General features: G+C 68.4%; 25 protein-coding genes. 23 read left to right on the forward strand and 2 right to left on the reverse strand.

Annotation, left to right across the window (positions count from 1 at the left end):
• Positions 1–262: 262 nt before the first annotated feature.
• The 11 genes from P3102_RS22495 to P3102_RS22550 all read left to right on the forward strand — a co-directional run bounded on the left by P3102_RS22495 (position 263) and on the right by P3102_RS22550 (position 10192).
• Entirely contained in the window at positions 263–1456 is a 1194-nt protein-coding gene (locus P3102_RS22495; protein WP_276361504.1) for a hypothetical protein, read from the forward strand.
• Positions 1456–2043: a hypothetical protein gene (locus P3102_RS22500; protein ID WP_276361506.1), complete on the forward strand. Its 588-nt coding sequence runs from the start codon at positions 1456–1458 to the stop codon at positions 2041–2043. Before P3102_RS22495 ends, P3102_RS22500 begins: the two co-directional genes overlap by 1 nt.
• Complete coding sequence (locus P3102_RS22505) at positions 2040–3029, forward strand: hypothetical protein (protein ID WP_276361507.1); 990 nt, start codon at positions 2040–2042, stop codon at positions 3027–3029. The genes P3102_RS22500 and P3102_RS22505 overlap by 4 nt, the downstream gene beginning before the upstream one ends.
• 227 nt (positions 3030–3256) lie before the next feature.
• On the forward strand, positions 3257–3634 hold the full coding sequence (locus P3102_RS22510; RefSeq protein ID WP_276361509.1) for a hypothetical protein: 378 nt from the start codon (positions 3257–3259) through the stop codon (positions 3632–3634).
• A gap of 225 nt (positions 3635–3859) precedes the next feature.
• Positions 3860–4123 (forward strand): hypothetical protein, encoded by a 264-nt coding sequence (locus P3102_RS22515; protein WP_276361510.1) that lies wholly within the window; start codon positions 3860–3862, stop codon positions 4121–4123.
• A gap of 187 nt (positions 4124–4310) precedes the next feature.
• Positions 4311–5078, forward strand: coding sequence for a DUF2786 domain-containing protein (locus P3102_RS22520; RefSeq protein WP_276361512.1), 768 nt, complete (start codon positions 4311–4313; stop codon positions 5076–5078).
• Positions 5079–5230: 152 nt separating this feature from the next.
• A complete protein-coding gene (locus P3102_RS22525; RefSeq protein ID WP_276361514.1) occupies positions 5231–5803 on the forward strand; it encodes a hypothetical protein in 573 nt (190 codons plus the stop codon).
• 463 nt (positions 5804–6266) lie between these two features.
• Complete coding sequence (locus P3102_RS22535) at positions 6267–6527, forward strand: hypothetical protein (RefSeq protein ID WP_276361517.1); 261 nt, start codon at positions 6267–6269, stop codon at positions 6525–6527.
• 785 nt (positions 6528–7312) lie between these two features.
• Entirely contained in the window at positions 7313–8068 is a 756-nt protein-coding gene (locus P3102_RS22540) for a protein Mom (protein ID WP_276361519.1), read from the forward strand.
• A 14-nt stretch (positions 8069–8082) separates the two neighbouring features.
• The gene (locus tag P3102_RS22545; protein ID WP_276361520.1) at positions 8083–8526 is read left to right on the forward strand and encodes a hypothetical protein; all 444 of its coding nucleotides are present in this window, start codon (positions 8083–8085) and stop codon (positions 8524–8526) included.
• A complete protein-coding gene (locus P3102_RS22550; RefSeq protein WP_276361522.1) occupies positions 8516–10192 on the forward strand; it encodes a Terminase in 1677 nt (558 codons plus the stop codon). Before P3102_RS22545 ends, P3102_RS22550 begins: the two co-directional genes overlap by 11 nt.
• On the opposite strand, the gene P3102_RS22555 is transcribed toward P3102_RS22550, so the two are convergent.
• A complete protein-coding gene (locus P3102_RS22555; RefSeq protein WP_276361523.1) occupies positions 10185–10817 on the reverse strand; it encodes a hypothetical protein in 633 nt (210 codons plus the stop codon). The genes P3102_RS22550 and P3102_RS22555 overlap by 8 nt on opposite strands.
• Before the next feature lie 91 nt (positions 10818–10908).
• On the opposite strand from P3102_RS22555, the gene P3102_RS22560 reads away from it, so the two are divergent.
• The 8 genes from P3102_RS22560 to P3102_RS22595 all read left to right on the forward strand — a co-directional run bounded on the left by P3102_RS22560 (position 10909) and on the right by P3102_RS22595 (position 16122).
• Complete coding sequence (locus P3102_RS22560) at positions 10909–12225, forward strand: phage portal protein (protein WP_276371300.1); 1317 nt, start codon at positions 10909–10911, stop codon at positions 12223–12225.
• 3 nt (positions 12226–12228) lie between these two features.
• Positions 12229–13008 (forward strand): hypothetical protein, encoded by a 780-nt coding sequence (locus tag P3102_RS22565; RefSeq protein ID WP_276361524.1) that lies wholly within the window; start codon positions 12229–12231, stop codon positions 13006–13008.
• Positions 13009–13145: 137 nt separating this feature from the next.
• The gene (locus P3102_RS22570) at positions 13146–13607 is read left to right on the forward strand and encodes a hypothetical protein (protein WP_276361526.1); all 462 of its coding nucleotides are present in this window, start codon (positions 13146–13148) and stop codon (positions 13605–13607) included.
• Between the two features lie 57 nt (positions 13608–13664).
• Complete coding sequence (locus tag P3102_RS22575) at positions 13665–14561, forward strand: P22 phage major capsid protein family protein (protein WP_276361527.1); 897 nt, start codon at positions 13665–13667, stop codon at positions 14559–14561.
• Positions 14558–15031, forward strand: a complete 474-nt coding sequence (locus P3102_RS22580) for a hypothetical protein (RefSeq protein WP_276361529.1) — start codon at positions 14558–14560, stop codon at positions 15029–15031. The genes P3102_RS22575 and P3102_RS22580 overlap by 4 nt, the downstream gene beginning before the upstream one ends.
• Complete coding sequence (locus tag P3102_RS22585) at positions 15028–15366, forward strand: hypothetical protein (RefSeq protein WP_276361530.1); 339 nt, start codon at positions 15028–15030, stop codon at positions 15364–15366. Before P3102_RS22580 ends, P3102_RS22585 begins: the two co-directional genes overlap by 4 nt.
• A gap of 121 nt (positions 15367–15487) precedes the next feature.
• Positions 15488–15706, forward strand: a complete 219-nt coding sequence (locus P3102_RS22590; protein WP_276361532.1) for a hypothetical protein — start codon at positions 15488–15490, stop codon at positions 15704–15706.
• Positions 15703–16122 carry a hypothetical protein gene (locus tag P3102_RS22595; protein WP_276361533.1) on the forward strand — a complete coding sequence of 140 codons (420 nt, stop codon included), beginning with the start codon at positions 15703–15705 and terminating at the stop codon, positions 16120–16122. Before P3102_RS22590 ends, P3102_RS22595 begins: the two co-directional genes overlap by 4 nt.
• A 202-nt stretch (positions 16123–16324) precedes the next feature.
• On the opposite strand, the gene P3102_RS22600 is transcribed toward P3102_RS22595, so the two are convergent.
• Positions 16325–16612 (reverse strand): hypothetical protein, encoded by a 288-nt coding sequence (locus P3102_RS22600; protein WP_276361535.1) that lies wholly within the window; start codon positions 16610–16612, stop codon positions 16325–16327.
• 283 nt (positions 16613–16895) lie between these two features.
• Between P3102_RS22600 and P3102_RS22605 the strand changes: the two genes are divergently transcribed.
• The 4 genes from P3102_RS22605 to P3102_RS22620 all read left to right on the forward strand — a co-directional run bounded on the left by P3102_RS22605 (position 16896) and on the right by P3102_RS22620 (position 21106).
• On the forward strand, positions 16896–17384 hold the full coding sequence (locus tag P3102_RS22605; RefSeq protein ID WP_276361536.1) for a hypothetical protein: 489 nt from the start codon (positions 16896–16898) through the stop codon (positions 17382–17384).
• A 72-nt stretch (positions 17385–17456) separates the two neighbouring features.
• A complete protein-coding gene (locus P3102_RS22610; RefSeq protein ID WP_276361538.1) occupies positions 17457–17735 on the forward strand; it encodes a hypothetical protein in 279 nt (92 codons plus the stop codon).
• 125 nt (positions 17736–17860) lie between these two features.
• On the forward strand, positions 17861–18148 hold the full coding sequence (locus tag P3102_RS22615) for a hypothetical protein (protein WP_276361540.1): 288 nt from the start codon (positions 17861–17863) through the stop codon (positions 18146–18148).
• A 33-nt stretch (positions 18149–18181) separates the two neighbouring features.
• On the forward strand, positions 18182–21106 hold the full coding sequence (locus P3102_RS22620; RefSeq protein ID WP_276361541.1) for a hypothetical protein: 2925 nt from the start codon (positions 18182–18184) through the stop codon (positions 21104–21106).
• Positions 21107–21111: the final 5 nt, after the last annotated feature.

The raw sequence follows: 21111 nt of genomic DNA on the forward strand, positions 1-21111 counted from the left end.
CGGTGTCTGCGTGGCGCCCTGCTCGCTGAAGAACTGAGCCCGCAAGGGCGTGAACTCGTCGTGACCTGGTTGCACCAACGCGGGTGCACCGACCTCGACACCGCTCGGCGGACAGGTATGACCACCTACACCGCCGCCCGGATTCGCGCACGGCTCGGCCTGGCCTGCCACCGGTAGGCCAGGCCGCCGGGCTCGGCTTTCGCTTCCACTCGCACAGTGCAGCGCTTCACGCTGCCCATTTTCGGTTCCATAGGGAGTTTTTGTGGCGCGTGACCACGCCCGTATCTACCTGCGTATCTGGAATGATAAGGAATTCGTCGCTCTCTCACTCGCGGCGAAGATGATCTACGTACAGCTCATGACACAGGTCAAGCTCTCCTACGCCGGGGCGCTGGACCTGTCGGTGAAACGGTGGAGCCGGACGCACCCGGACCTGGATCTGGCCGAGGTGCGCGCGGCGCTCTCGGAGCTGGACGCCGCACGGTTCGTGGTGATCGACCAGGACACCGAGGAACTGCTCGTCCGGTCGTTCATCCGCAACGACGAGCTGTACAAGCAGCCGAACATGCTGCGCGGCGCGCTGCGCGTCGCGTTCGAGATCGAGTCACCGATCCTGCGGGCCGCGCTGGCGGCCGAGCTGCGGCGCCTGCCGGTCGAGATCACCGGCCCGGCCCCGCTCGTGGCGGCCGAGGCGCTGGAGGCCGGAGCACCCGAACTGCCGCCGGAGGTCAAGGCCGCGATGACGATTCGCGGCACGGGCCGCCCACCCGCTGCCACGCAACCGGCCACCGGCCAGCCCGCCGAGCCTCCTGCGGCCCCGGCTAACCCTCCGGCAAACCCTTCCCGAAACCCTTCGCCGAAGGACCTGGGAGAAGGGAGTAGGGAGCGGGAGACCGGAGAACTCTCCCTTCCGTTGCGTAGCAAGAAAGTGGGGTCACCCGCGCCCGCTCCACGCGGCGCGCGTTCTGCCGGAGAACCCGCCGCCCGGCAAGGTGAAGCCGATCACACCCGTAACGGAAGCTCGCTACGGCAGGAGCGCCGGACCGAGGCTGCGCGGCTGGTGGAGTTCTACGCCGAGTCGGTGCCCGCGCGTGTCCGGTCCCAGCTTGTGGCCGAGGTGATTCCGTTGCTGCGCGAGGGAATCACCGGTGCGGTGATCGGGTCTGGGCTGGCGGCCTGGTCGACCAAGACCTTGCCGCCCAGTTTCCTGCCCATGCTGGTCGGTGAACGGATGCGCGCCGGTCGCGTCGCGGGTACCGATCCGAAAAAGAGGGCTCGGGACGCGGAGATGGTCCAGCGTTTCGAGGGTCTGCGCGCGTCCGCGATCGCCGAGGACGAACAGCACGGGGTCGGCCTGGCCGTCCGGCAGGCCCGGCCGCAGCACGCCGACGCCGACCAGCTCGCCGCGATCCTGGACGCCGCGCTGGCCTCGGCCGTCGACGAGCGGGCGGCGTGATGGGCACGATCTACGCGGTCATGAGCCGCAGCGACGTGCGCGGTCTGCTGACCCGCCACACCGACACGCACGTGACCGACGACCTGGTGACGGCCTGGCTGTCCGGCCTGGCCGGATACAGCCTCACCGAATGCCACGCGGCGATGAGCGCGATGGGGACCAGCGCGCGCCGGGCGACCCCGTCCGACGTCGCCGGAAGCTGCGACGCGGCGCGCGACCGTTCCGCGGAGCAGGCCCCGTCGGGGCCGGCTGCGGCTTCGACGGCGATCCCGCCGCAGCGGGGCGAACGCCCGGCCACCGAGCGGGACTACCACCGGCAGGCCGGGATGCGCGGCATCCGCACCGCCTACGAGGTCATGGGCTGGCGGCGCAACCCCGAGCACGATCTCGCCCGCAGCGTGGAGTGCCCGTTCTGCAAGGCCAAGGCGTGGGTCGTGTGCGGTCCGCTGTCGCGCAACCGCGCCGGAGTGCGGGAGCTGCGCGACAAAACCACCCGGATGCATCCGTCCCGCCTCGAGTTCGCCCGAGCACAACTCGCCCGCCAGGCGGTCAGCACGCCGCAGGCTGAGAAGGAGACCGCACGATGATCACCCGCACCACCCCGGCCGAGGACCAGGAGACCCGGTGCGTACTCGGCTGCCGCACGCGCACGGGAGAACCGTTCCCGGCCCAGCAGGGCTACCGCACGTGCGATCCGTGCGCGGACGAGCTGCGCGCCGACATTCAGGAACTCGCGCGGCTCTACCCCGAACTCATCCGGGCCGCCGTGCCCGGCGGAGCGTCGACCAGCGGGCGGGTCTCTCCCGGCTACGGGTCGCGGTCCCCGGCTCGGGACAGCGTCCTGGTCCTGACCGATCGTCGCACCCGCGCCGAGGACGACGGCGACGCGCATTCGGTGCTGGAAATCCTGTCGAGCTGGGCGGACAACATCCGCGAGGACACCGGCATGGGCGTGCCCGACCCGGCCGCGCGGCGACAGGGACAGCTTTTGGTCGGGTGGCTGGACTTCACCGCCGACCAGCCGTGGGCGGGCAAGCTCGACACTCCACTCGGCCAGCTACGGGACGAGATCGCCGAACAGCTCGGCCTGAGCGCCCGCACCGTCCACGGAGAGACCGCGTTCCTGGTCGAGTGGTTTGACTACGTCACCCGCCAGTACTGGGTCAGCGACTTCGCCGAGGAAGTGCGCGGTCTGCTCGCCACGGTGCGCGCAGCGACCGGCACGGCCGAGTCCAGCATCCCGGTCGGCACATGCCCGACGCTCAACGAGACGACGCAGCGGCCGTGCGGTGCCCGGCTGCGCGTGCGGGCCGAGGCTGACCGGATCACCTGTCCGAGGTGCCGGACGCGATGGCCGCGTGCGCACTGGGACGAACTCAGCGACGCACAGGGCACACCGCTGTCCGACGTCGCGGCGCTCTCGGCATGGCTGGACGTCCCGGCCGGAACCCTGCGGCGCTGGCGCAGCGAAGACGGATGGGCCAATCACGGGTCCCGGCGGCGCCCGCTCTACGAACGCAACGCCGTGCTGACCTCCTGGCAGCGTCGCCGCGGCGCACTCCTGGCCGGCTAAGAGGTGGCGAGACCGGTCGACCGCCCCGAAGGGTGGCTAGAACCGGCCGGTCTCGCCCGCTTCACCGTCATCACGGAGGAAGCATCGCCAGTATATGGGGCGGGTCACACACCCTCACCAACCCTTCCCTTTGGCGCCAACATCAGATATAGTTCTTGTTGTTGGGAACGGACCTAGAACCCCGCTCTCAGCGCCACATCACCGTCATCGCAAACGGAAGGAATCCGTTGAACCACAACGTAATTGAGTGGTGGGTACTCTACCGCTACACGGAGCTGAACAACCACCTTGACGGCTACCCGCAGGGCACGGTTCCCCGGACCGAGGACCCCGAGCCCGTGACCATCTGGGAACCGTCGATCGTGCGCTTGCTGGCGGACATGACCACTGGCAGTGAGCCGTGCGTGTTCTGCTTCGAGCGGAAGCAGGCGACCTGCCCCGGCATGGCGCTTCACGTGGCTATGGAACGCGATCGGGCCGAACTGGAAGCGGGTGCCGAACTGCACACGGCCAAGGTCAAGCTTCCCGACGGGCTGGACTGGCGGCTGGCGATGCTGGCTATTAAGCGCTTGATCCTGGACCGGAAGGTCATCTCTCAGCAGTAGGCCGAGGGCTAGCCCGCACGGGGCGGCGGAAGCGAAAACCCTTCCGCCGCCTCACCTTCCAGTATTGCCCGGCAGTCAACCGGGCAAGCCGATCGGCTGCCGGGTCTCGCAATCCGTGAGCCCGAGAGGAAACCTTCCATGACTGACCGCAATGGACAACCACGCCCGCGTCAGGTCTGGGTCGTCTACAGCCTGCCGCAGCCCCCGAACGCTCCCATTCCGTCCGTGCTGTGGACGCTGCCCGTTCCCGTGAGTGACACGGAGCCGTGCAGTCAATGCCGCCGGATCGAGCACGAGGGACCGTGTCCCGGCCCGAAGGCGCACGCCTTCGCGCAGCACGCACGGCTGAGCTTGAGGACCGGCATCCGGCCGCTTGAGGTTGACGTGTTCGAGCTGCCTCCGCACGTGTCGTTGATGATGTGCGCAACGCACCTGTTCACGCTGATTATCAAGCGTGCCAACGGAAATCAGTCGTCCTCGGACGACTGACAGCGGTACCGGAATCCGCGCCTGATCGCAGGGATGGCCCGCCTCAACGGAAACGTGGGGCGGGTCACCCCTGCACCCCTTCCGCCTGTCCTTAACATCAGATATAGTTCTTCTTGTCGGGAACGGAACTAGAACCCCGCTCCCGACAACCACAACTCACCGTCATCACTGGAAGGGAAACACCATCATGGCTACCACTCCCAACATCGCTGACCGGGTCCGCAAGCTGCTGGACAAGGCCGAGGACAACGCGGTCACCCCCGAGGAGGCCCAGACCTACGCGGCGAAGGCCGCCGCGCTGATCGCGAAGTACAACCTCGACACCGCGACCCTGCGCCACCGCGAGGGCAAGCGGCCGGAGCCGATCAAGCTCCTTCAGTTCGAGATCTCCGGCCAGGGCTGGCACGGCAAGGCCCGCGCTTCGCTGGTCTACGCGGTCGCCGAGGCGCACGGCTGCTCGGTGTGCACGATGGGCAACAAGATGAACGGCAACGCCCGGTGGGTCCTGATCATGGGACCGGCTGCCACGCTCAAGGCGCTGGAACTGCTGCTGCCCTCGATCCTGCTTCAGGCCGAGACTCAGGGCATGGCCGCAGCCAGGGCGCACATGGCCGAGCGTAAGGGCATGTTCGACACCGCCGCTAACGCCAACATCGAACGCCGCACGTTCTTCCGCTCCTACCTGCCCGGCTACGGCCGGGGCGTCGCGGACAAGATCGCCGCCTCCCGCGCCGAGATGGCCGAGAAGGTCGCGGGCAAGGCCGGGGAACTGGTCCTGGTGTCCGACGCGGAGCGGACGCAGGCGGCTTTCGAGAAGAAGTTCCCGAACCTCGGATTCAGCCGGGAAGACAAGCACAGCGTCGCCGGGGCTGACGCGGGCCGCCGGGACGGCCGCACTGCCGACACCGGTCAGAGCAAGGTCGGACGCAACGGAAAGGCCGCGCTGAACGGCTAGTGACCAACCCGCCGCCCCGGCTCCGACTCGGAGCCGGGGCGGCCTACTACCCTCAACACCAGCACGAGACAGGCCAGGGAGGGGACGGAGTTCACGTGATACCGGCGGGCCGCACGCTCATCACTCAAGAGGACATCGCTGCACTGCACGGCATGAGCCTGCGCACGGCACGGCGAGCCGACCCGCCGCCGTGGGACCAGCCGGGACACCCGGAGCAAGTCAATCCCGTTCGCGGCCGGACACACCGGAAGCTCTGGGATGCCGAGCAGGCCGCTGCGTTCGCGCGCGGCGAGCCGGTGCCCGTACTTCCGGCACTCGGCAATCCGGGGGATCTGCTGGACCGGGTCGAGGCGGCCGAGGCCGCAGGGATCACGCCCGCCACGTGGCTGCGTTACGAGAGCGCCGAACGCGAACGGTCCCGCGCCGAGGGTGAGCGCCCGCTCGTTCCCGCGCCGGACGAAGAACACGGCGGCGTGCCCTTCTGGCACCGCAGCACGGTGGAGACCTACCGTGCCGAGCGCGAACAGCCCGAGCGCAGACACAGCGGCGGCCGACCGGCCGGAGCAACCGACAAGGCCCCGCGCGGCGAGCTGGCCGCGCGCGTGGCCGAGCTGCTGACCGAAACCGGCGACGACGGGCTTCCGCTGACCGTCGCGGAGATCGCCCGTCGCCTCGGTGTGCACTACACCACGGCGCACAAGTACGTCTCTGCTGCCCGCGACTAGAACCCGGTTGCGCCTGACCTGCACCGAACGCTAGATTGATCATGTTGGACCCGTGTGCGTGCACGGCATTCCTTTGAGACTCGGTTGAGAGCCCCGGCTACTACCCCTCGGTAGTCGGGGCTCTCCCGCGTTCACACGCGGACAGAACGGTTCCAGGGCGGTGAGTACATGCCCGCCTGGTCCGGCAGTAATCGCGCGTCCCGCCTCCCACGTGACTGGCCGCGCCGCCGTACCCGCATTCTGCGACGCGATCCGGTGTGCTGTCTGTGCTTGGTGGCGTCCTCGACCGAGGTCGACCACATCACTCCCGGCGACAACCACTCGGACGCGAACCTGCAAGGGATCTGCTCCCCGTGTCACGCCACCAAGAGCGGACGCGAAGGCGGCCGGGCCGCCGCTGCCCGGCGGCCGTCCGCGAACCGTCCACCCGAACCACACCCCGGATTGATCGAGAGGTGAACCCATGCGCGTGCTGTTGCTGCGCTCCCTCGGCGGACACCCCGCCCGCACCATCGTGGACCAGGACCAGGCCGCCGCCGAGTGGCTGCTCACCACCGGCATGGCCGTAGCCGCACCCGACACGGCGGCCGAGCCCGCCGAGTCCTCGACCACCGAGCCGATCGGCCCGGCCGAGACCGAGACCGCCGCACCGGCCGAGCCGGTGACCAGCACCGCCGCGTCACGTGGTCGGCGGTCCTCACGCACCGCCACCCCTGGGGGGTGACCCCTTCGCCGCAGCGCAGGCCCACCGGTTAGGCATAGCACCTCGCGGTGTGTACGAAACTCCGGCGATCTCGCCAGTGCATCCGGGTGCCGGCCTCGGCGTGAAAGACACGGCGGGCTCGGCACGCCGCTTCCGCGGCGCGCCGACCCCGCATCCGGCAATGTCGGTTTACCTCCTGCTGACGAGCTGGACCAGGTATGCCAGGAGACCCGGCCCGCCGACGATGACCATCGCGAGGGCGAGCGCCCCCGTGAGGACAAGGAGACAGACCAGCCGCCGGTACCGCTTCGCGCAGCTCAGAGCGTTATCTGCGGCTCCGGCCAGCGTGTCAGGTTGGTGAGAGTCGTGCGGGCATGATTTGCCACATCGACTACACTTGCACATACGCAATATCTCTTTTCTCGCCTGGAAGCTAGTTTTGAGTTGTTGCGCAGGGACGTCTAGCAGCTGTAACTGTTAGGCGTCCCGTTTATTTTATGTAAACTATAATTTGACACTTCCTTTTGTTGTAATTTATAGATTACAAGGGCTCAAATATTAAACATGGCCCTAAACTCATTAATGAGTTAGGGCCTCTAGTACGGCTGCGACGGAAAAGTAGGGATAGAACCTGACTGGGTCGCGTGCCCGCGACCCGGCCTCAATGCGAGGCCCATCCGTCTCGGCCAGCTTACCCCGCTCCTTCCGCTGTCGGCGGTGGGGTGGCAGCCGCGCCGCGCCAACCTCTGACCTGCTGGGAGGTGACGCGCACATGGCCGCCACCTCCCCCCGTCCCCGGACCAAGGATGCCCGCGAACCCGACTTCCGTCCGATCACCGACGTCCCCCGCCTCGACCAGCTCTCCGCCCGGACTCTGGCTCGCCGAGCCTGCGGAGCGGCCCCCGCCCGGCGGACCGCACGCTGACCCGGCCGTCCCGCTGCTGGTTGCTCCGTGCACCTGGCACGCGGCGCAGTACGCGGTACTGCGCTGGCACTACTCGCAGAAGATGCCGAGAAGCAAGATCGCCCCGTTCGGGGTCTGGGAGCACGGCGAGTTCACCGGCGTGGTGATGTTCGGCCGGTCCGCCACGGCCGCGCTCGGCAGCCCTTACGGCCTGGATCAGACCGAGTGCGTGGAGCTGCTGCGCGTCGCGCTGCGCCCGCATGAGCACCCGGTGACTCAGATGGTCGCGGCCAGCCTGCGCCAGCTCCGGGCCGCGTGCCCCGGCCTGCGGCTCATCGTGTCCTACGCCGACACCGCCCAAGGCCACAGAGGCGGGATCTACCAGGCCGGGAACTGGATCTACGCCGGTTCCACCAACCCCACGAACGCGTCCTACGTCGTACACGGGCAGCTCGTGCACGGCCGGACCCTGCGGCACATGGCCGTCCACCGGCCGAGCGGGGAGACCGCCGAGGAGTTCGTTCGCCGCACCGTGGACCCGAACGTGCGCCGGGTAGTCGAGACCACGATCAAGCACCGCTACCTGTATCCGCTGGACCGCGCGATGCGCCGCCAGGTCACCCCGCTGGCGAAGCCGTACCCGGCCGCCCCTGCCTGAACTGGGGGTGAGCCGTGGCGATCACCGGACGGCCGCCCTCGGCCAACCCTCGCAACCGCAACCCCAAGGCATACGACTGGACCACGGTCGAGGCAGTCCCGTTCGACGGGGACTCGCCGGAGCTGCCGCGCAACGGCCGGAAGAAGTGGCACCCGGAAACGCTGGCGTGGTGGGACGCGGTCCGCCGGATGCCGCACTGTCGCCTGTGGACGGAGACGGACTGGCGGTTCGCGATGGAAACCGCGGTGCTGGTCGACGCGTTCTGGCGCGGCGAGGCCAACCGCGCCGCCGAACTCCGGCTGCGCGCGGCCAAGCTCGGCCTGACCCACGAGGACCGGCTCAAGCTCCGCATCCGCTACACCACACCCGGCGACGACACCGATGCCCCACCAGTCCCGGACGCTGCGGCGGTGACCCGCCTGGACGAGCGGCGCAGGAGGCTCGGCGGTGCCTCGTGAACTCGTCTACGCACCCGGCCACGACCGGGACCGGTCGCTGGGCTGGCTGGCGGCGGCCTGGACCGAGCACTTCACCGTGCACGGCCCCGGTGACGTCCAAGGCGATGACGTCGACCTGGACGACGAGTTCGCCGGGTTCCTGATCGACACCTACGCCCTCGACACCAACGGACGCCGCCAGTACAGCCGCGCTGTCCTGTCCCGCGCGAAAGGCCGAGCCAAAAGCGAAATCGCTGGGTTCGTCGGGCTGTTCGAGGCGTTCGGCCCGTGCCGGTTCTGCGGCTGGGCCAAGGGCGGCGAGACCTACCGGTGGCGAGACTTCACCTACACCTACGCACCCGGCGAGCCGATGGGCCAGCCGCTCATCTACCCCTACATTCGTTGCCTGGCAACCGAAGAGAGCCAGACCGGCAATACCTACGACGTCATCCATTTCAACCTGACCGAGGGCCCGCTCGGTGAAGACCTGCCGAATGATGCGGCCGGGCTGACCCGTGTGCTGCTGCCTGGCGGCGGGGAGATCGTCCCGTCTACCGCCAGCTCCTCGGCGAAGGACGGCGGCAAGGAATCGCTGGCGATCTTCGACGAACCGCACCTCTACATCACGCCCGAGCTGCGGCGGATGTTCAAGACCGTGGACCGCAACCTGCGCAAGCGTAAGGCCGCCCAGCCCTGGGGCCTGTTCACGTCCACGATGTACCAGGGCGGTCAAGACTCCATCCTCGAAGCCCTGGACCGGCAAGCGAAAGCGATCCGCGAAGGCCGTACCCGCTCGGCCCGGCTGCTGTGGGACCACCGCGAGGCCCCGGCCGCTGTCGCGCTGACCGATATGGACGCGATGGTGGCGGCGCTGCGGGAGGTCTACGGCCCGGCCGCCGAGTGGATGGATCTTCGCGGAATCGTGGAAAACGAGTTCTGGGACCTGACCAAGGACCCGGAAGAGAGCCGCCGCTACTTCTTCAATCAGCGTTCCTCTGCGGCCTCGGCGTGGACGACGGCCCCGGAATGGTCCGCCTGTCACGACCCCGAGCGACCCCCGCTGGTCGACGGGGACACCGTGGTGATGTTCTTCGACGGCAGCAAGAACGACGACGCCACCGGCCTGGTGGCGGTGCGCATGTCCGACGGGCACGCCGCCGTGCTGCACTGCCAGGAGAAGCCTGAAGGCCCCGCCGGGGCCGGCTGGGAGGTCGACCGGGCGGCCGCCGATCTGGCGGTTCGGACGGCGTTCGACCGGTTCGACGTGGTCGGGTTCTTCGCCGACGTCCGCGAGTTCGAGTCCTACGTCGACACGTGGGGATTCGAGTTCGGGGACCGGCTGCTGATCGACGCCACCACCGGCCGCAGCCGCGCGGCCGTCGCGTTCGACATGCGCGCCAAGGTCCCCGAGTTCACCCCGGCCGTGGGCCGCACCCTGGCCGAGATCAAGCAGAAAGCCCTGACCCACGACGGGGACACCCGGCTCACCCGGCACGTGCTCAACGCGCGGCGCCTGCCGACCCGCTACGGCGTGCTCATCCGCAAGGAAACGCGGGACTCGCCGCACAAGATCGACCTTGCTATCTGCCTGATCGGCGCCCGCCACGTCCGACGCCTGGTCCTCGCCTCCCCGGAATGGGCCAAGCGCGGACGCAAGCGCACCGGCAAACTCCGCGTCTTCATTTAAATCGCTTCAAGATGAATAGCCAGAAACGAGCCCTAAGAGGTGGATTGGCGGCGACCAGTTTGTCCATTGAATTCTGCATTTCAGCTAAGCGTTCAAAGCCCGATCCGGTCCTAGGATGAACTTTCCACGTTTTCCCGCTGTTATCTTGTACGCGGACCTCTTTGACGATCATTGCCGCTGTCATTGTGCTCTCGTCGTCCATTTGAATCTTAGACTGAATGTAGCGACCTGTAATGATATTGCTTGAGCCTACAATTTCTTTCGTCTCACCTGGAGGAATGGTGGCGTGGCTCAAGTTACCCTTAAAGTGCAGCGGTCGCGGCTTCCGATATCCAGAGGTTTTCTGAAGGTCAGCAAGGATTGCGAACACCTCGTAGTCCACCGAGATTACATATACAGGCAAGTTGCTAGCATTCTTAATGTACAAGATCGGCGTTATCTGAGTTCTTTCTTCGCCAGATTGCATGAACGTCCCAGAGGTAACCTCCCCCCAGAATCCTGTGCTGTCGAGCTGTTGTCGTCTTTTATGGGTTCGATCGCGAAAGATTACATACGCGGCAGCGGAAAAGGATGCTGCCGTGAACCACGATGGCACATTTCCCCAGTCTAAGCCCAGATAACCCACGTCGCCCTCTCTGTTGCCTCGTGGCTCGGTCCAACCGGAACGCTTCATGTTACCGATCTGAGGGAGAGGAGGTATCTGCTTGCCGCTCAAAGTGTCCGAAGCTGTCGATATAGCACACCGCATCGAATCCGTCTGGCCGGACCGGGCCCGCAACGACCGGATTCATCGTTACGTTCAAGGTGATCATGATCTGCCGTTCGCGCCGCGTTCGGCGCGTGCCGCTTACCGGTGGTTGCTGGATCGGTCTCGGACGAACTGGTGTCGTCTGCTGGTCCAGTTGCTGAGCCAGAACCTGTTCGTGGACGGCTACCGTGCGCTCGGCGACGACCAGGCGGACGAGCCGCTGGGCTGGTCGCACTGGAGCCGCAACGGCCTGGCGCGTCGCCAGGCCGCAGTGCACCGCGCGACCCTGAAATACGGCTGGTCCTACACCACCGTCTTGCCGGGCGACACGGCCCCGTTGATCCGGGGCGTGTCTCCGCGCAACATGACCGCCGTCTACGCCGATGACGCCGATCCCTGGCCGATCTACGCCTTGCAACGGAAGACGTCGTGGACCCCGGACGGACCGCGCCAGGTCTACCGGCTGCTGGACGATCGCGCTGTCTACACCCTGGCCGAGAATGACCCCGGCAAGGGACCGTCCTATCTCGACCACGTCGAGCATGGGCTCGGGGTGTGCCCGGTGGTGCGGTTCCTGGACGAGGACGACCTCGACGCCGACAGCCCCGGCGTGGTCTCGCCTGTGCTCGATATCCAGGACAGGCTGAACTATCAGACGTTCCTGTTGATGACGACCGGCGAGCATGGCGCGCACCGGCAGCGCTGGGCCGCCGGGCTGGAACTGGACGACGACGAGGAACCGCCGATCGGCCCGGACCGGCTGCTGCACTCCGACAGCCCGGAGACACGGTTCGGGACGTTCGATTCCACGGACATGACCGGCTATGTGGCGGTCCTGGAACAGATCCTGCGGCATCTGGCCGCGATCACTCAGACTCCGGCGTGGGCGCTGCACGGGTCGTTGTCGAACCTGGCGGCCGACACGATCGACGCCGCAGACGCCGGGCTACAGCGCCGCGTCGGTGAACGGAAGACGTCTTACGGGGAGTCGTGGCAGCAGACGCTGCGGCTGTCCTGCCTCGCAGCCGGGGATGAGGCCGGATGGCTCGACACCACGGCCGTGGTCCGCTGGCGCGACACCTCGACCAGATCCCTGGCCGCTGTGGTCGACGCGTGGGGCAAGGCCGTGCAGATGCTCGAAGTCCCGGCCCGCGCAACGTGGGAACGCCTTCCGGGTGTCACCGATCAGGACGTCCGCCGCTGGGAGCAGATGCCTGCCACCCCGGACGGGCACGCGCTGCTGGCCGACAGCCTGAGCCGCGCCACCGACCCGGCCGGGCGGTGATCGGTGGCCGTCACCTCGGCCGGACGCGCGGCCACCACGGCGCACCGGCTCGCCCAGGGCCGGGTCTCGGCGCGGGTCGTCGCTGACGTCCTCGGGCTCTGGCGGTCGCTGGACCCGTTACGGCTGGTTGACCCCGCGTGGATGGGCCAGGTCCTGACCGCGCTGGCCCGGCACCGCGAAACCTCCGCCGAGCTGGCCGCGAGCTACTACCGTGACTTCCGGCGAGCCGAGGTTCCCGCGGCTGCGGCGTTCACGCCGTCCGCTGGGCTGGCCGGCACTTCCTCGCCGTGGCGGGGCCGGGCCGTGACGTCGTTGCGTGTCACTGGCACCCGCCTGGTGGCGCGGCTGATCCTCGGCGGCTGGGACCCCGCGCGAGCCTTGGACAAGGCCGGGCCGGGTGTCGCGGCCGCGAGTTCCCGCCACGTACTCGACGCGGGCCGTGAGTACGTACAGACCGCGCTGCGGGCTGATCCGGTCGCGCGCGGATGGCTGCGCGTCACCGGCGCGGACCCGTGCTCGTTCTGCGCGATGCTCGCCAGTCGCGGAGCGACCGGGAAACCCGTTCTCTACCGCTCCGAGCGGTCCGCCACGACCTCGTCCAAGACCGGCGAGGAGTACCACGACGGATGCCATTGCCAGGCCGAACCCGTGTTCGGCCCCGTCGTCTTGCCCGAGGCGTCCCAGCGGTTCGCCGCGCTGTGGGAGACCTCGACCGAAGGGCTGTCCGGCAAAGCCGCCCGCAACGCCTTCCGTCGCGCTTACAACGCCGCCCGTCGCGGCTGAGCGCCCCCTTGACCGGCCGCCCGCCCGGATTCCCACGACAGCCCAACAGCTTCTCCCCGCTGTCGCATGGAGAAACCGGGCGGGTGGCCTTCCACCCCCGCCCCTGTCCACCGACTTTTCCTTTGGAGATCGAGCAAATGTCCGACGCACCTGCGGCCGAGCCCGGCCAGCCCACCGAGACCCCAGCCGCGCCCGCAGCCCCGGCCGCTGATGCGCCGGTCGTCCCGCAGCAGCGCCCGGCAGCGGAGCCTGCCGAGCTGGCGGCCTTGCGTGATCAGGCCCAGCAGCTCACCGAGCAGGCCGCCGCCGCGCAGCAGCGCGCCGAGACCGCCGAACTCGACCTGTCCCGGCTGACCGTGATCCGCGCCGCGCAGCTCCCTGACGCGCTGGCGTCCCGGCTGACCGGCAGCACGGCCGAGGAACTGACCGCCGACGCCGCCGCCCTGGCTGAGGTCATCACGACACTGGTTGCGGCGGCCCCGGCCCCGCGCATGGCGGGACTGCCGCCGGTGGAAGCGCTGCGCCCGGCGGCCAGCGCCCCGGCCGACCCGGTCGAGGACACCCCCGAGCAGATCAGCCGCCTGGTCTGGGGCAAGTAGCCCCGGCCCCGCCGTCACCCTCCTGTCCCGCTACTCATTGGAGAACCGCACCCGTCTATGGCTAACAAACTCCTCACTCCCAAGCAGATCGCCGCCGCCTCGATCGCGGCCCTGACCCAGCAGACCGTCCTGGCCGGGACCACGTGGCGCGACGCCGAAGCCGACTTCAACGGCAAGCAGGGCGACACCGTCACCGTCCGCACCGATACCGTGGTCGGCCCGGCCCGGACGTTCAACCGGGCCGAGAACAAGCCCATCGTGGTCGATGACGTCGAAGAGAAGTCGGTAGACGTCAAGCTGGATACCTACCTGTACAAGGGAATCAACCTCCCCGACGAACAGCTCACGTTGCAGATCAAGGACTTCGCGAAGCAGATCTCTACCCCGCAGGCCAAGAGCGTGGCCATCGGGGTGGAAACGATGGTCGCCGGGCAGATGAACGCCCTGTCCTCGTCCGTCACCGTGAAGGCGGACGGCTCCGACATTCACACCCAGATGATCCGGGCCCGCGCGCTGCTGAACAAGGCGGGCGTGCCGTTCGATCAGCGCTGGTTCGCCGTGTCCACCGAGCTGGAATCCATGCTGCTCAACGATCCGCAGAAGCGGCTGGTCCCGGTCGACGCGTCCGGCTCGCCCGATGCGCTGCGCGAAGCGATCATCGGCCGCCTGTACGGGTTCACCGTCCTGCCATCCAACTACCTCGCGGACGGCTCCGGCGTCGCCTACCACACCACCGCGTTCCCGCTCGTGACCCGCGCGCTGGACGTCCCGGCCGGTGCGACGTTCGGGCAGGCCATGACCTACGGCGGGTTCGCCATGCGCCTGATCCGCGACTACGACCCCGGCTTTCAGCAGGACCGGAGCGTGGTCTCGACACTGGCGGGCACGAGCACCACCGTGGACGACGGCACGGTCAAGCGCGCCGTGCGGTTCACCACCGCCCCGGCGGCGTGACCGAAGCCGCGGAACCGGCCCCGCTGGCGACCCTGGACCAGCTCAAAGCCCGGCCCGGTGTCGTCATCGTCGGCACGGACGCCGAGGCCCGCGCGCTCACGGCCCTGATCGACGCGTCGAACCTCGTGCGCGCCGAGCTGCCGCCCGCGCTGCTCGTGCCGACCGTCCCGCCCGCCGTCGTCACCATCGTGTGCCAGGCGGCGGGCCGGGCGGTCCGCAACCCCGAGGGCTACCAATCCGAAACGGCCGGGCAGTACACCTACCGCTACGGCGACGACGCCACATCCGGGGTCTACCTCACCGCCCACGACCACAAAGTCCTGCGGCGCCTGGCCCGCCGCAGCGGCCTGCGGTCAGTCCGCACCCCGTATGCGGCCGAACCGGACTACCTCGGCCCGCGTGCCCTGCCCGTCCTCGGCCCGGACGGGCAGGCGGCCGAGCCGTTCCCGTGGGAGGAGCCGCCCCGGTGAGGCTGCCGCACCAGCTCGTGGTGATCACACCCCGCGAGGTTCCCGACGCCTACGACAACCCCACCCCGGCCCTGGACTACGGCCCGGACGCGGCCCGGCGCACCGTCGCCGGGCTGCTCCTGCCCCGTGACACCCGCAGCGGCGGCACCGACGCGTCACCCGGACGCGTGGCGGTGACCGGGGCCTGGTGGCTGCTGACCACCGAACCGATCCGGGCACGCGAACGGATCGTCTTCGACGGTCGCACCTTCGCCGTCGAGGGTGAGCCCGCACAGTTCGCGCCCCGGCCCGGATTCGTCCACTACGAAACCGTCCTGACCCACACAGAAGGCTGAGACAGGGGGCAGACTCATCGCCATACCCCGCATCTTCGGCATCACGATCGACTCGGACGGCGCGCGGGAACTGCTGACCTCCCCGGAGGTCGCCGAGGCCGTGCGCGCCGCCGCGCAGCGGGTGGCTGACACCGCCAGCGCACAAGGCCACCGCGTCACCAGCGGGGCCGCGCTGCCGGTGAAGGTCATCACCGAGCTCGCCACCGACCGGGCCTCGGCCACCGTTGCGATCACCCACCCCGCAGGGGTCGGCATGGAAGCCCGGCACGGACTGCTCAAGCGGGCCGCCGAGGCGTGCGGGTTCGAGGTGACCGGCCTCGACCCCGGCGACGCAGGGTGAGCCCGCTCCCGCCGGTCCCGCTGGACGTGGCCGAACTGGTCGTGCGGAGCCTGCGCGCCCAACTCGCGACCGTGACCGACCCGGCCGCCGCGCGAGTGAAGGTCTCCACCGAGACCGGGCGCGGCCACGACGGCGGACCCCCCTCCCTGCCGTGGGTACTCGTCGCCGAAGACGGACACGGCTGGGACTGGCCCGCTATCCAGCGCACCGTCATCCGGTTGACCTGCTGGCACCGCGACACCCACACGGCGAAGCGACTCGCCGGCATCGCACTTGGCCTGCTCTGCACACCGACGGCGACCGGAGCCCTGTTCCAGGGCGAACCGGTCGCCGCGCCCATCGCGGGGATTGACCCCTACACAGCTGGGCCGCTGGCGACAACCACCGCTACTGTCCGCGCTAGAACACCAACTTAAGTTGTTTACGGCGACGGCCGTACCTAGAGATCAGTCGTCGATATCCGGCTCTGTTTGACCGCGCTTCTTCGCGCAGTCAGGACAATAGTCCGCACTCCAAGTTCCACTGTGCTTGGCGTTGCATTCCTTGCAAGTAAGCTCCGACACGGCGACCAACGTAGACTCCTAGTTTGATAGTTAAAGAACGATCACTGACTCATGGTTATTCAGGTATGGGACCGATAATATCCCCGGCCTCCTTCAGGAAGACGCGCCATTTCTCGGCCTCGGCGTCACCGTGCCGTTGCATGACAATCGCCCAGCTTTGCATGATCCATCTCATGAAGTCCTTGAAGATGTGCGCATTTCCTGGCGGCAAAAGTTCGTGGACTGCGCGAAGCCGATTCAAGATCTCTTCTTTTTCAGTGTTCGATATTGGCCTCTCGTCAACTGAGCGCTGCCAGGCTCCAATCTCCTCAAATAGGACACTCAGCCTGTCCGTGTCTGTCATATTTCCACCTAGCCGTAGGCGATGGACGCTACCCGATCAGCCTGTAGTCGCCACGACGCGTGTTTGTGTTACAGCTCGCCTTACATCACTTCTCAAAATACTGAAAACTGCCGGAGGTCCAATTTTGGCAATGAACAGCGCGCTTGTGCGCGTCCCTGGTACCGGCGAGGTGTCTCTCGCGGCCCCGGATACTCCGGAACCGGCTGACGCTACGGTGCCTCTGGGGGCTGCGTGGTCCGGTTTGGGGCTATCCACCCCGGATGGCACCACGCTGTCCCGGAAAGTGGAGAAGGAGGGCACGGAACACTGGCAGCAGCTCACCCCTGCCCGCTACATCTACAAAAGCCAGGAACTCACCGTGGCGTCGGTGTTCCAGGAGACCAAGGGTGAAGTCCTGTCCGCCTACTTCGGCGGGATGAAGTTCGCCGCCGTGGGCACCGGCACGAAGACCTACCGGGCGGAGATTAGCTCGATTCCCAAGAGCGACGTTCGCGCGCTCTGTGTCGATTGGACGGACGTCGTCTCCGATGAGGAGGTCTACAGCCACCGGCTCTACCTGCCGCGCGCGGAGGTCTCCGAAACCGAGGACTCCCAGTTCTCCCGGACGCAGGAAGCCCGGTGGGGGATGACGTTCTCCGCACTGGCCCCGCCGAAGGGCAAGACCTACATCGCCGTCTGGCTGACCAACGACCCGGCGGTTCTCTTCGGTGCCCCGGCCGTCGCGACCGGCGCACTCGACGTCATCACCGAGGACCAGCCGCGCGCGAAGTGATTATCTTCGGACGTCGCGCCACACCAACATTTCCTCACCCCGAACCCACTTCACCGAAGGAGCACCCACCTGATGGCGACTCGACAGCGCGCGGAAGCGACCGGTAAGCCCGCCTCTCCTGGCGCGGTTCTGACCGTGACCTGGCGCGGTAAGCGGTTCACGCTGCCCAGCGCGCAGGAGTTCCCGCTCGAAGCGCTGGAGGCCGAGGAAGAGGGCAAGCACTTGACCGCGCTGAAGCTCATTCTCGGCGGAGACCAGTACGCGACCTGGCGTGCCCTGGCCTCGACGGCCGCTGACGCCGAGGACTTCTCGTCCGTGGTCATGCGGGAGCTGGGGCGGGGAAACCGGTAACGGTCGCCGCGCTCCTCGCGGACGAGGCGACCGCCGAAGCACTCGAAACTGATCTGCTCCGGTACGGGGTCGACCTGCTCGACCTCTACCGGGGCGGCCTGTCCTACCGGCGCGTGTGTGCGCTGGTGACCCACCTTCCCGGTGACGCGGCCGTGTGGCGGGTGCTCGACCCGCGCAGCGGCTGGACCCGCGCGGATCTGCTGGCCTCGGTCACCGAACGCCGGATCACCGCCCTGTGGGCCACCGTCGCCAGCGCGCTGGGCCAGGAGATCACCGATGCTCAGCTGGCCGACCCGGTGGAGGCGTTCACCACGCCCGCCACCCCGAGGTCCGCCCGCGCTCCTGCGGCCGGCTCCGGCGAACCGGAAGTGAAAAGTCTGCGGGAGATCGCGGTATGGATGCGTAGCGGGTAACACCCCCGGCAACTGGGCGGGGGTGAGCGCCCGGTGGCGACGGTCGGTCACGCCTATTTCAAGCTCATGCCCAGCCTGCAAGGGCTCGGCCGTGAGATCCGGGACCAGGTCCGGCAGAACGAGCGCGACGCGCCCGCCGTCACACTGACCGCGCAGGTTCAGACGGCGCTGCTGCGGGAGCAGATCCGCGCTGCCGCCCGTGAGGGCAACGAGTCCGCCGTGCGGCTGCTGGCCGAACTGGACGCGGTCCCGGCCGAAACCGAGTTCCAGCGGCTCATGCGGAACCTAAGCGGTCACTCGGTCGCGATCAAGGCCGTGGCGGACAAGTCGCTCGGCGCGACCGTGCGCGGCCTCGGTGCGCTGGACGACGGCCTAAACCGCACCACCGCCGGGTTCACCCGCATGACGCTGTCGGTGGGCGCGTCGGTGCTCAAGTACGCCGCGCTGGCCGCCGCCGTCGGGCAGGCCGTGACCGTGCTGGGCGGCCTCGGCTCCGCTGCGGCTACCGCCTCGGGCGCGCTGCTGGTGGTGCCCGCGGCTGGACTGGCCGCCGCTGCGGCGATCGGCACACTCAAGCTCGGTGTCGCCGGGTTCTCCGACGCGCTCACCGAATCCGACCCGGCCAAGTACGCCGAGGCCATCAAGGGTTTCGCGCCGTCGATGGCGGCGGCCGCGAACGCAGCCCGCGCGCTGCGCCCGGAGCTGACCGGCCTGCGGCAGACCGTGCAGCAAGCTCTGTTCGCCGGGCTCGCGGGCGAGATCACCGGCCTAGCCGGTACCTACCTCCCGTTGTTGCGTGCCGAACTGGGCGGCATTGCGACCGGTTTGAACGCCGGGGCGCTCGGGTTCACCGCGTTCGCCCGCGAGGGCCGCACGGTCGGTGACGTCCGTGCGATCCTCGACAACACCTCGACGTCGCTGAGTGCTGCGGCGGCCGGTGTCCGGCCGTTGCTGCAAGCGCTGAGCGATATCGCGGCAGTCGGTTCGGAGTTCCTGCCGGGATTCGGCGCGGGACTGGCCACCGGCGCGCAGCGGTTCGCCGACTTCATCGCCGCCGCCCGCGAGTCCGGGCAGTTGCGCGGGTGGCTGTCTGCTGGGTTGTCCGCGCTTGGTGACCTGGTGACCGTCATCGGGAACCTGGCTAAGATCGCCGGAGCGGTTTTCGCTGCTGCCAACGCTTCCGGCGGCGGTTTGCTGTCCACATTGGCCGAGATCACCGGCCAGGTGCTCGCGTTCGTCCGCTCCGCCGAAGGCGCGGGCGCGCTGGCGCAGATCTTCACCGGTCTGCACGCGGTCGTGTCCGGGCTGTTGCCGGTGCTGGCGGCGATCGGTCAGGCCGTGGTGACCTCGATAGCCCCGGCGATCGCGCAACTCGGCCCGATCATCGGGCAGGCGTTCACCGCGCTCGCCCCCGCGATCGCGCCGCTGGGGCAGGCTCTCGCCGCGCTGGCTCCGGTCCTTGGCGCAGCCGCGCAAGCGCTGGCGGCCATTCTGGTGCCCGCGCTGGCCGCTCTGGCGCCGATCGTGTCGGCACTGGCTCCGGTTATCGCGCGAGTCGTGGGGCTGTTCGGTGACGCGCTGGGGTCAGCTATCGCGACGATCACACCCGCGCTCGTCCAGCTCGCGGGAGTTCTCGCGCCGCTGGTCGAGGGTTTCGGCGGGCTGCTCGTGGAAGCGCTGCGGCTCGCTGCTCCGGCGGTCGCGCAACTGGTGTCCGCGCTGGCGCCGTTCGTCGCGCAGCTCGGTGGTGCGCTGCTGCAAGTCCTCTCGGCCGTGCTGCCGGTGCTGTCCGCGCTGGGCGGGGTGGTCACTTCGGTCGTGCTGGCTGCGCTGAACGCGGTCATGCCGGTGCTTCCCGTTGTGGTGCAGACGATCCAACAACTCGCGGGTGTGGTGTCGACCGCGTTGCAGGCGGCCACTCCGGTGCTCGCGGAGGTCGGCGGTCTGCTCGGGGTGATCGCCGGTCAGATCCTCGCCGCGCTGCTGCCGGTCATTCCGCCGCTGGCGCAAGCGTTCCTCGGGATCGTGACCGCGCTGCTGCCGATCCTGCCGCCGCTGCTGCAACTGGTCTCCGCGCTGCTGCCGCCGCTGCTGGACCTGGTGACTTCGCTGCTGCCGGTCATCGTGCAAGCCGCCGACGTGTTCAGCCAATTGGCAATCGCGGTCACACCGCTGATCGTTCAGCTCAGTGAATTCCTGATGCCGATCATCCTGCAACTGTTCGACGTGGTGAAAGGAAAGTTCGCCGCGATCGTCGAGGTCATCTCCGGTGCGCTGTCCGTGATCTCCGGCGTCATCTCCGTGGTCACCGGCTTGATCTCCGGCGACTGGGAACAGGCGTGGACCGGTGTGAAGAACATCGTCTCCGGCGCCTGGCGGATGATCACCGGAACCGTTCAGCACAGCATCGGCGGGCTGCTCGATCTCGTCGCCAGCATCCCCGGCCGCATCTTGAATGCGCTCGGTGACCTGGGTTCGTTGCTGTACACCGCCGGACGCAACATCATCGCTGGTCTAGTCAACGGCCTGACGTCCGCGTTCGGGTGGGTCCAGGATCGCTTGTCGGACCTGACGGACTGGATCACGGAGTGGAAAGGCCCGCCAGCCAGGGACAAAGTCCTTCTGACGGCCAACGGGCGGCTCATCATGGGCGGCCTGCTCACCGGTCTGCGGGACGGCGAACCGCAACTTCGTAGCTACCTCACCGGCTTGACGGACTCGCTTCCGCTGAACGTGTCCGGCGAGGTGTCCGCCACCGCCGGGTCGAGCGTGGCCGGCCAGCGGGCGACCGCCGGGGCCGCGGCAAGCCTCCCCGATTCAGCCGCGTTCCTGGCGGCCGTGACCGCCGCTGTCACCGCCGGTGTGGTCGCTGCTCTGGACGGGTCGCGGATGCAGGTCGACGGTGCGGGGTTAGCGCGGCTGGTGAATCAGACCAACGCTGTGAATGCCCGCCGCTGACTGTC

Origin of the sequence: Amycolatopsis sp. QT-25, assembly GCF_029369745.1 — a bacterium.
Lineage (GTDB): Bacteria > Actinomycetota > Actinomycetes > Mycobacteriales > Pseudonocardiaceae > Amycolatopsis.

What these genes read in the sequence shown, in the direction of transcription:
- P3102_RS22500 (WP_276361506.1), top strand. Translation starts at nt 1,456, where the DNA reads ATGGGCACGATCTACGCGGTCATGAGCCGCAGCGACGTGCGCGGTCTG.
- P3102_RS22505 (WP_276361507.1), top strand. Translation starts at nt 2,040, where the DNA reads ATGATCACCCGCACCACCCCGGCCGAGGACCAGGAGACCCGGTGCGTA.
- P3102_RS22520 (WP_276361512.1), top strand. Translation starts at nt 4,311, where the DNA reads ATGGCTACCACTCCCAACATCGCTGACCGGGTCCGCAAGCTGCTGGAC.
- P3102_RS22525 (WP_276361514.1), top strand. Translation starts at nt 5,231, where the DNA reads ATGAGCCTGCGCACGGCACGGCGAGCCGACCCGCCGCCGTGGGACCAG.
- P3102_RS22535 (WP_276361517.1), top strand. Translation starts at nt 6,267, where the DNA reads ATGCGCGTGCTGTTGCTGCGCTCCCTCGGCGGACACCCCGCCCGCACC.
- P3102_RS22540 (WP_276361519.1), top strand. Translation starts at nt 7,313, where the DNA reads ATGCCCGCGAACCCGACTTCCGTCCGATCACCGACGTCCCCCGCCTCG.
- P3102_RS22570 (WP_276361526.1), top strand. Translation starts at nt 13,146, where the DNA reads ATGTCCGACGCACCTGCGGCCGAGCCCGGCCAGCCCACCGAGACCCCA.
- P3102_RS22575 (WP_276361527.1), top strand. Translation starts at nt 13,665, where the DNA reads ATGGCTAACAAACTCCTCACTCCCAAGCAGATCGCCGCCGCCTCGATC.
- P3102_RS22600 (WP_276361535.1), bottom strand. Translation starts at nt 16,612, where the DNA reads ATGACAGACACGGACAGGCTGAGTGTCCTATTTGAGGAGATTGGAGCC.
- P3102_RS22610 (WP_276361538.1), top strand. Translation starts at nt 17,457, where the DNA reads ATGGCGACTCGACAGCGCGCGGAAGCGACCGGTAAGCCCGCCTCTCCT.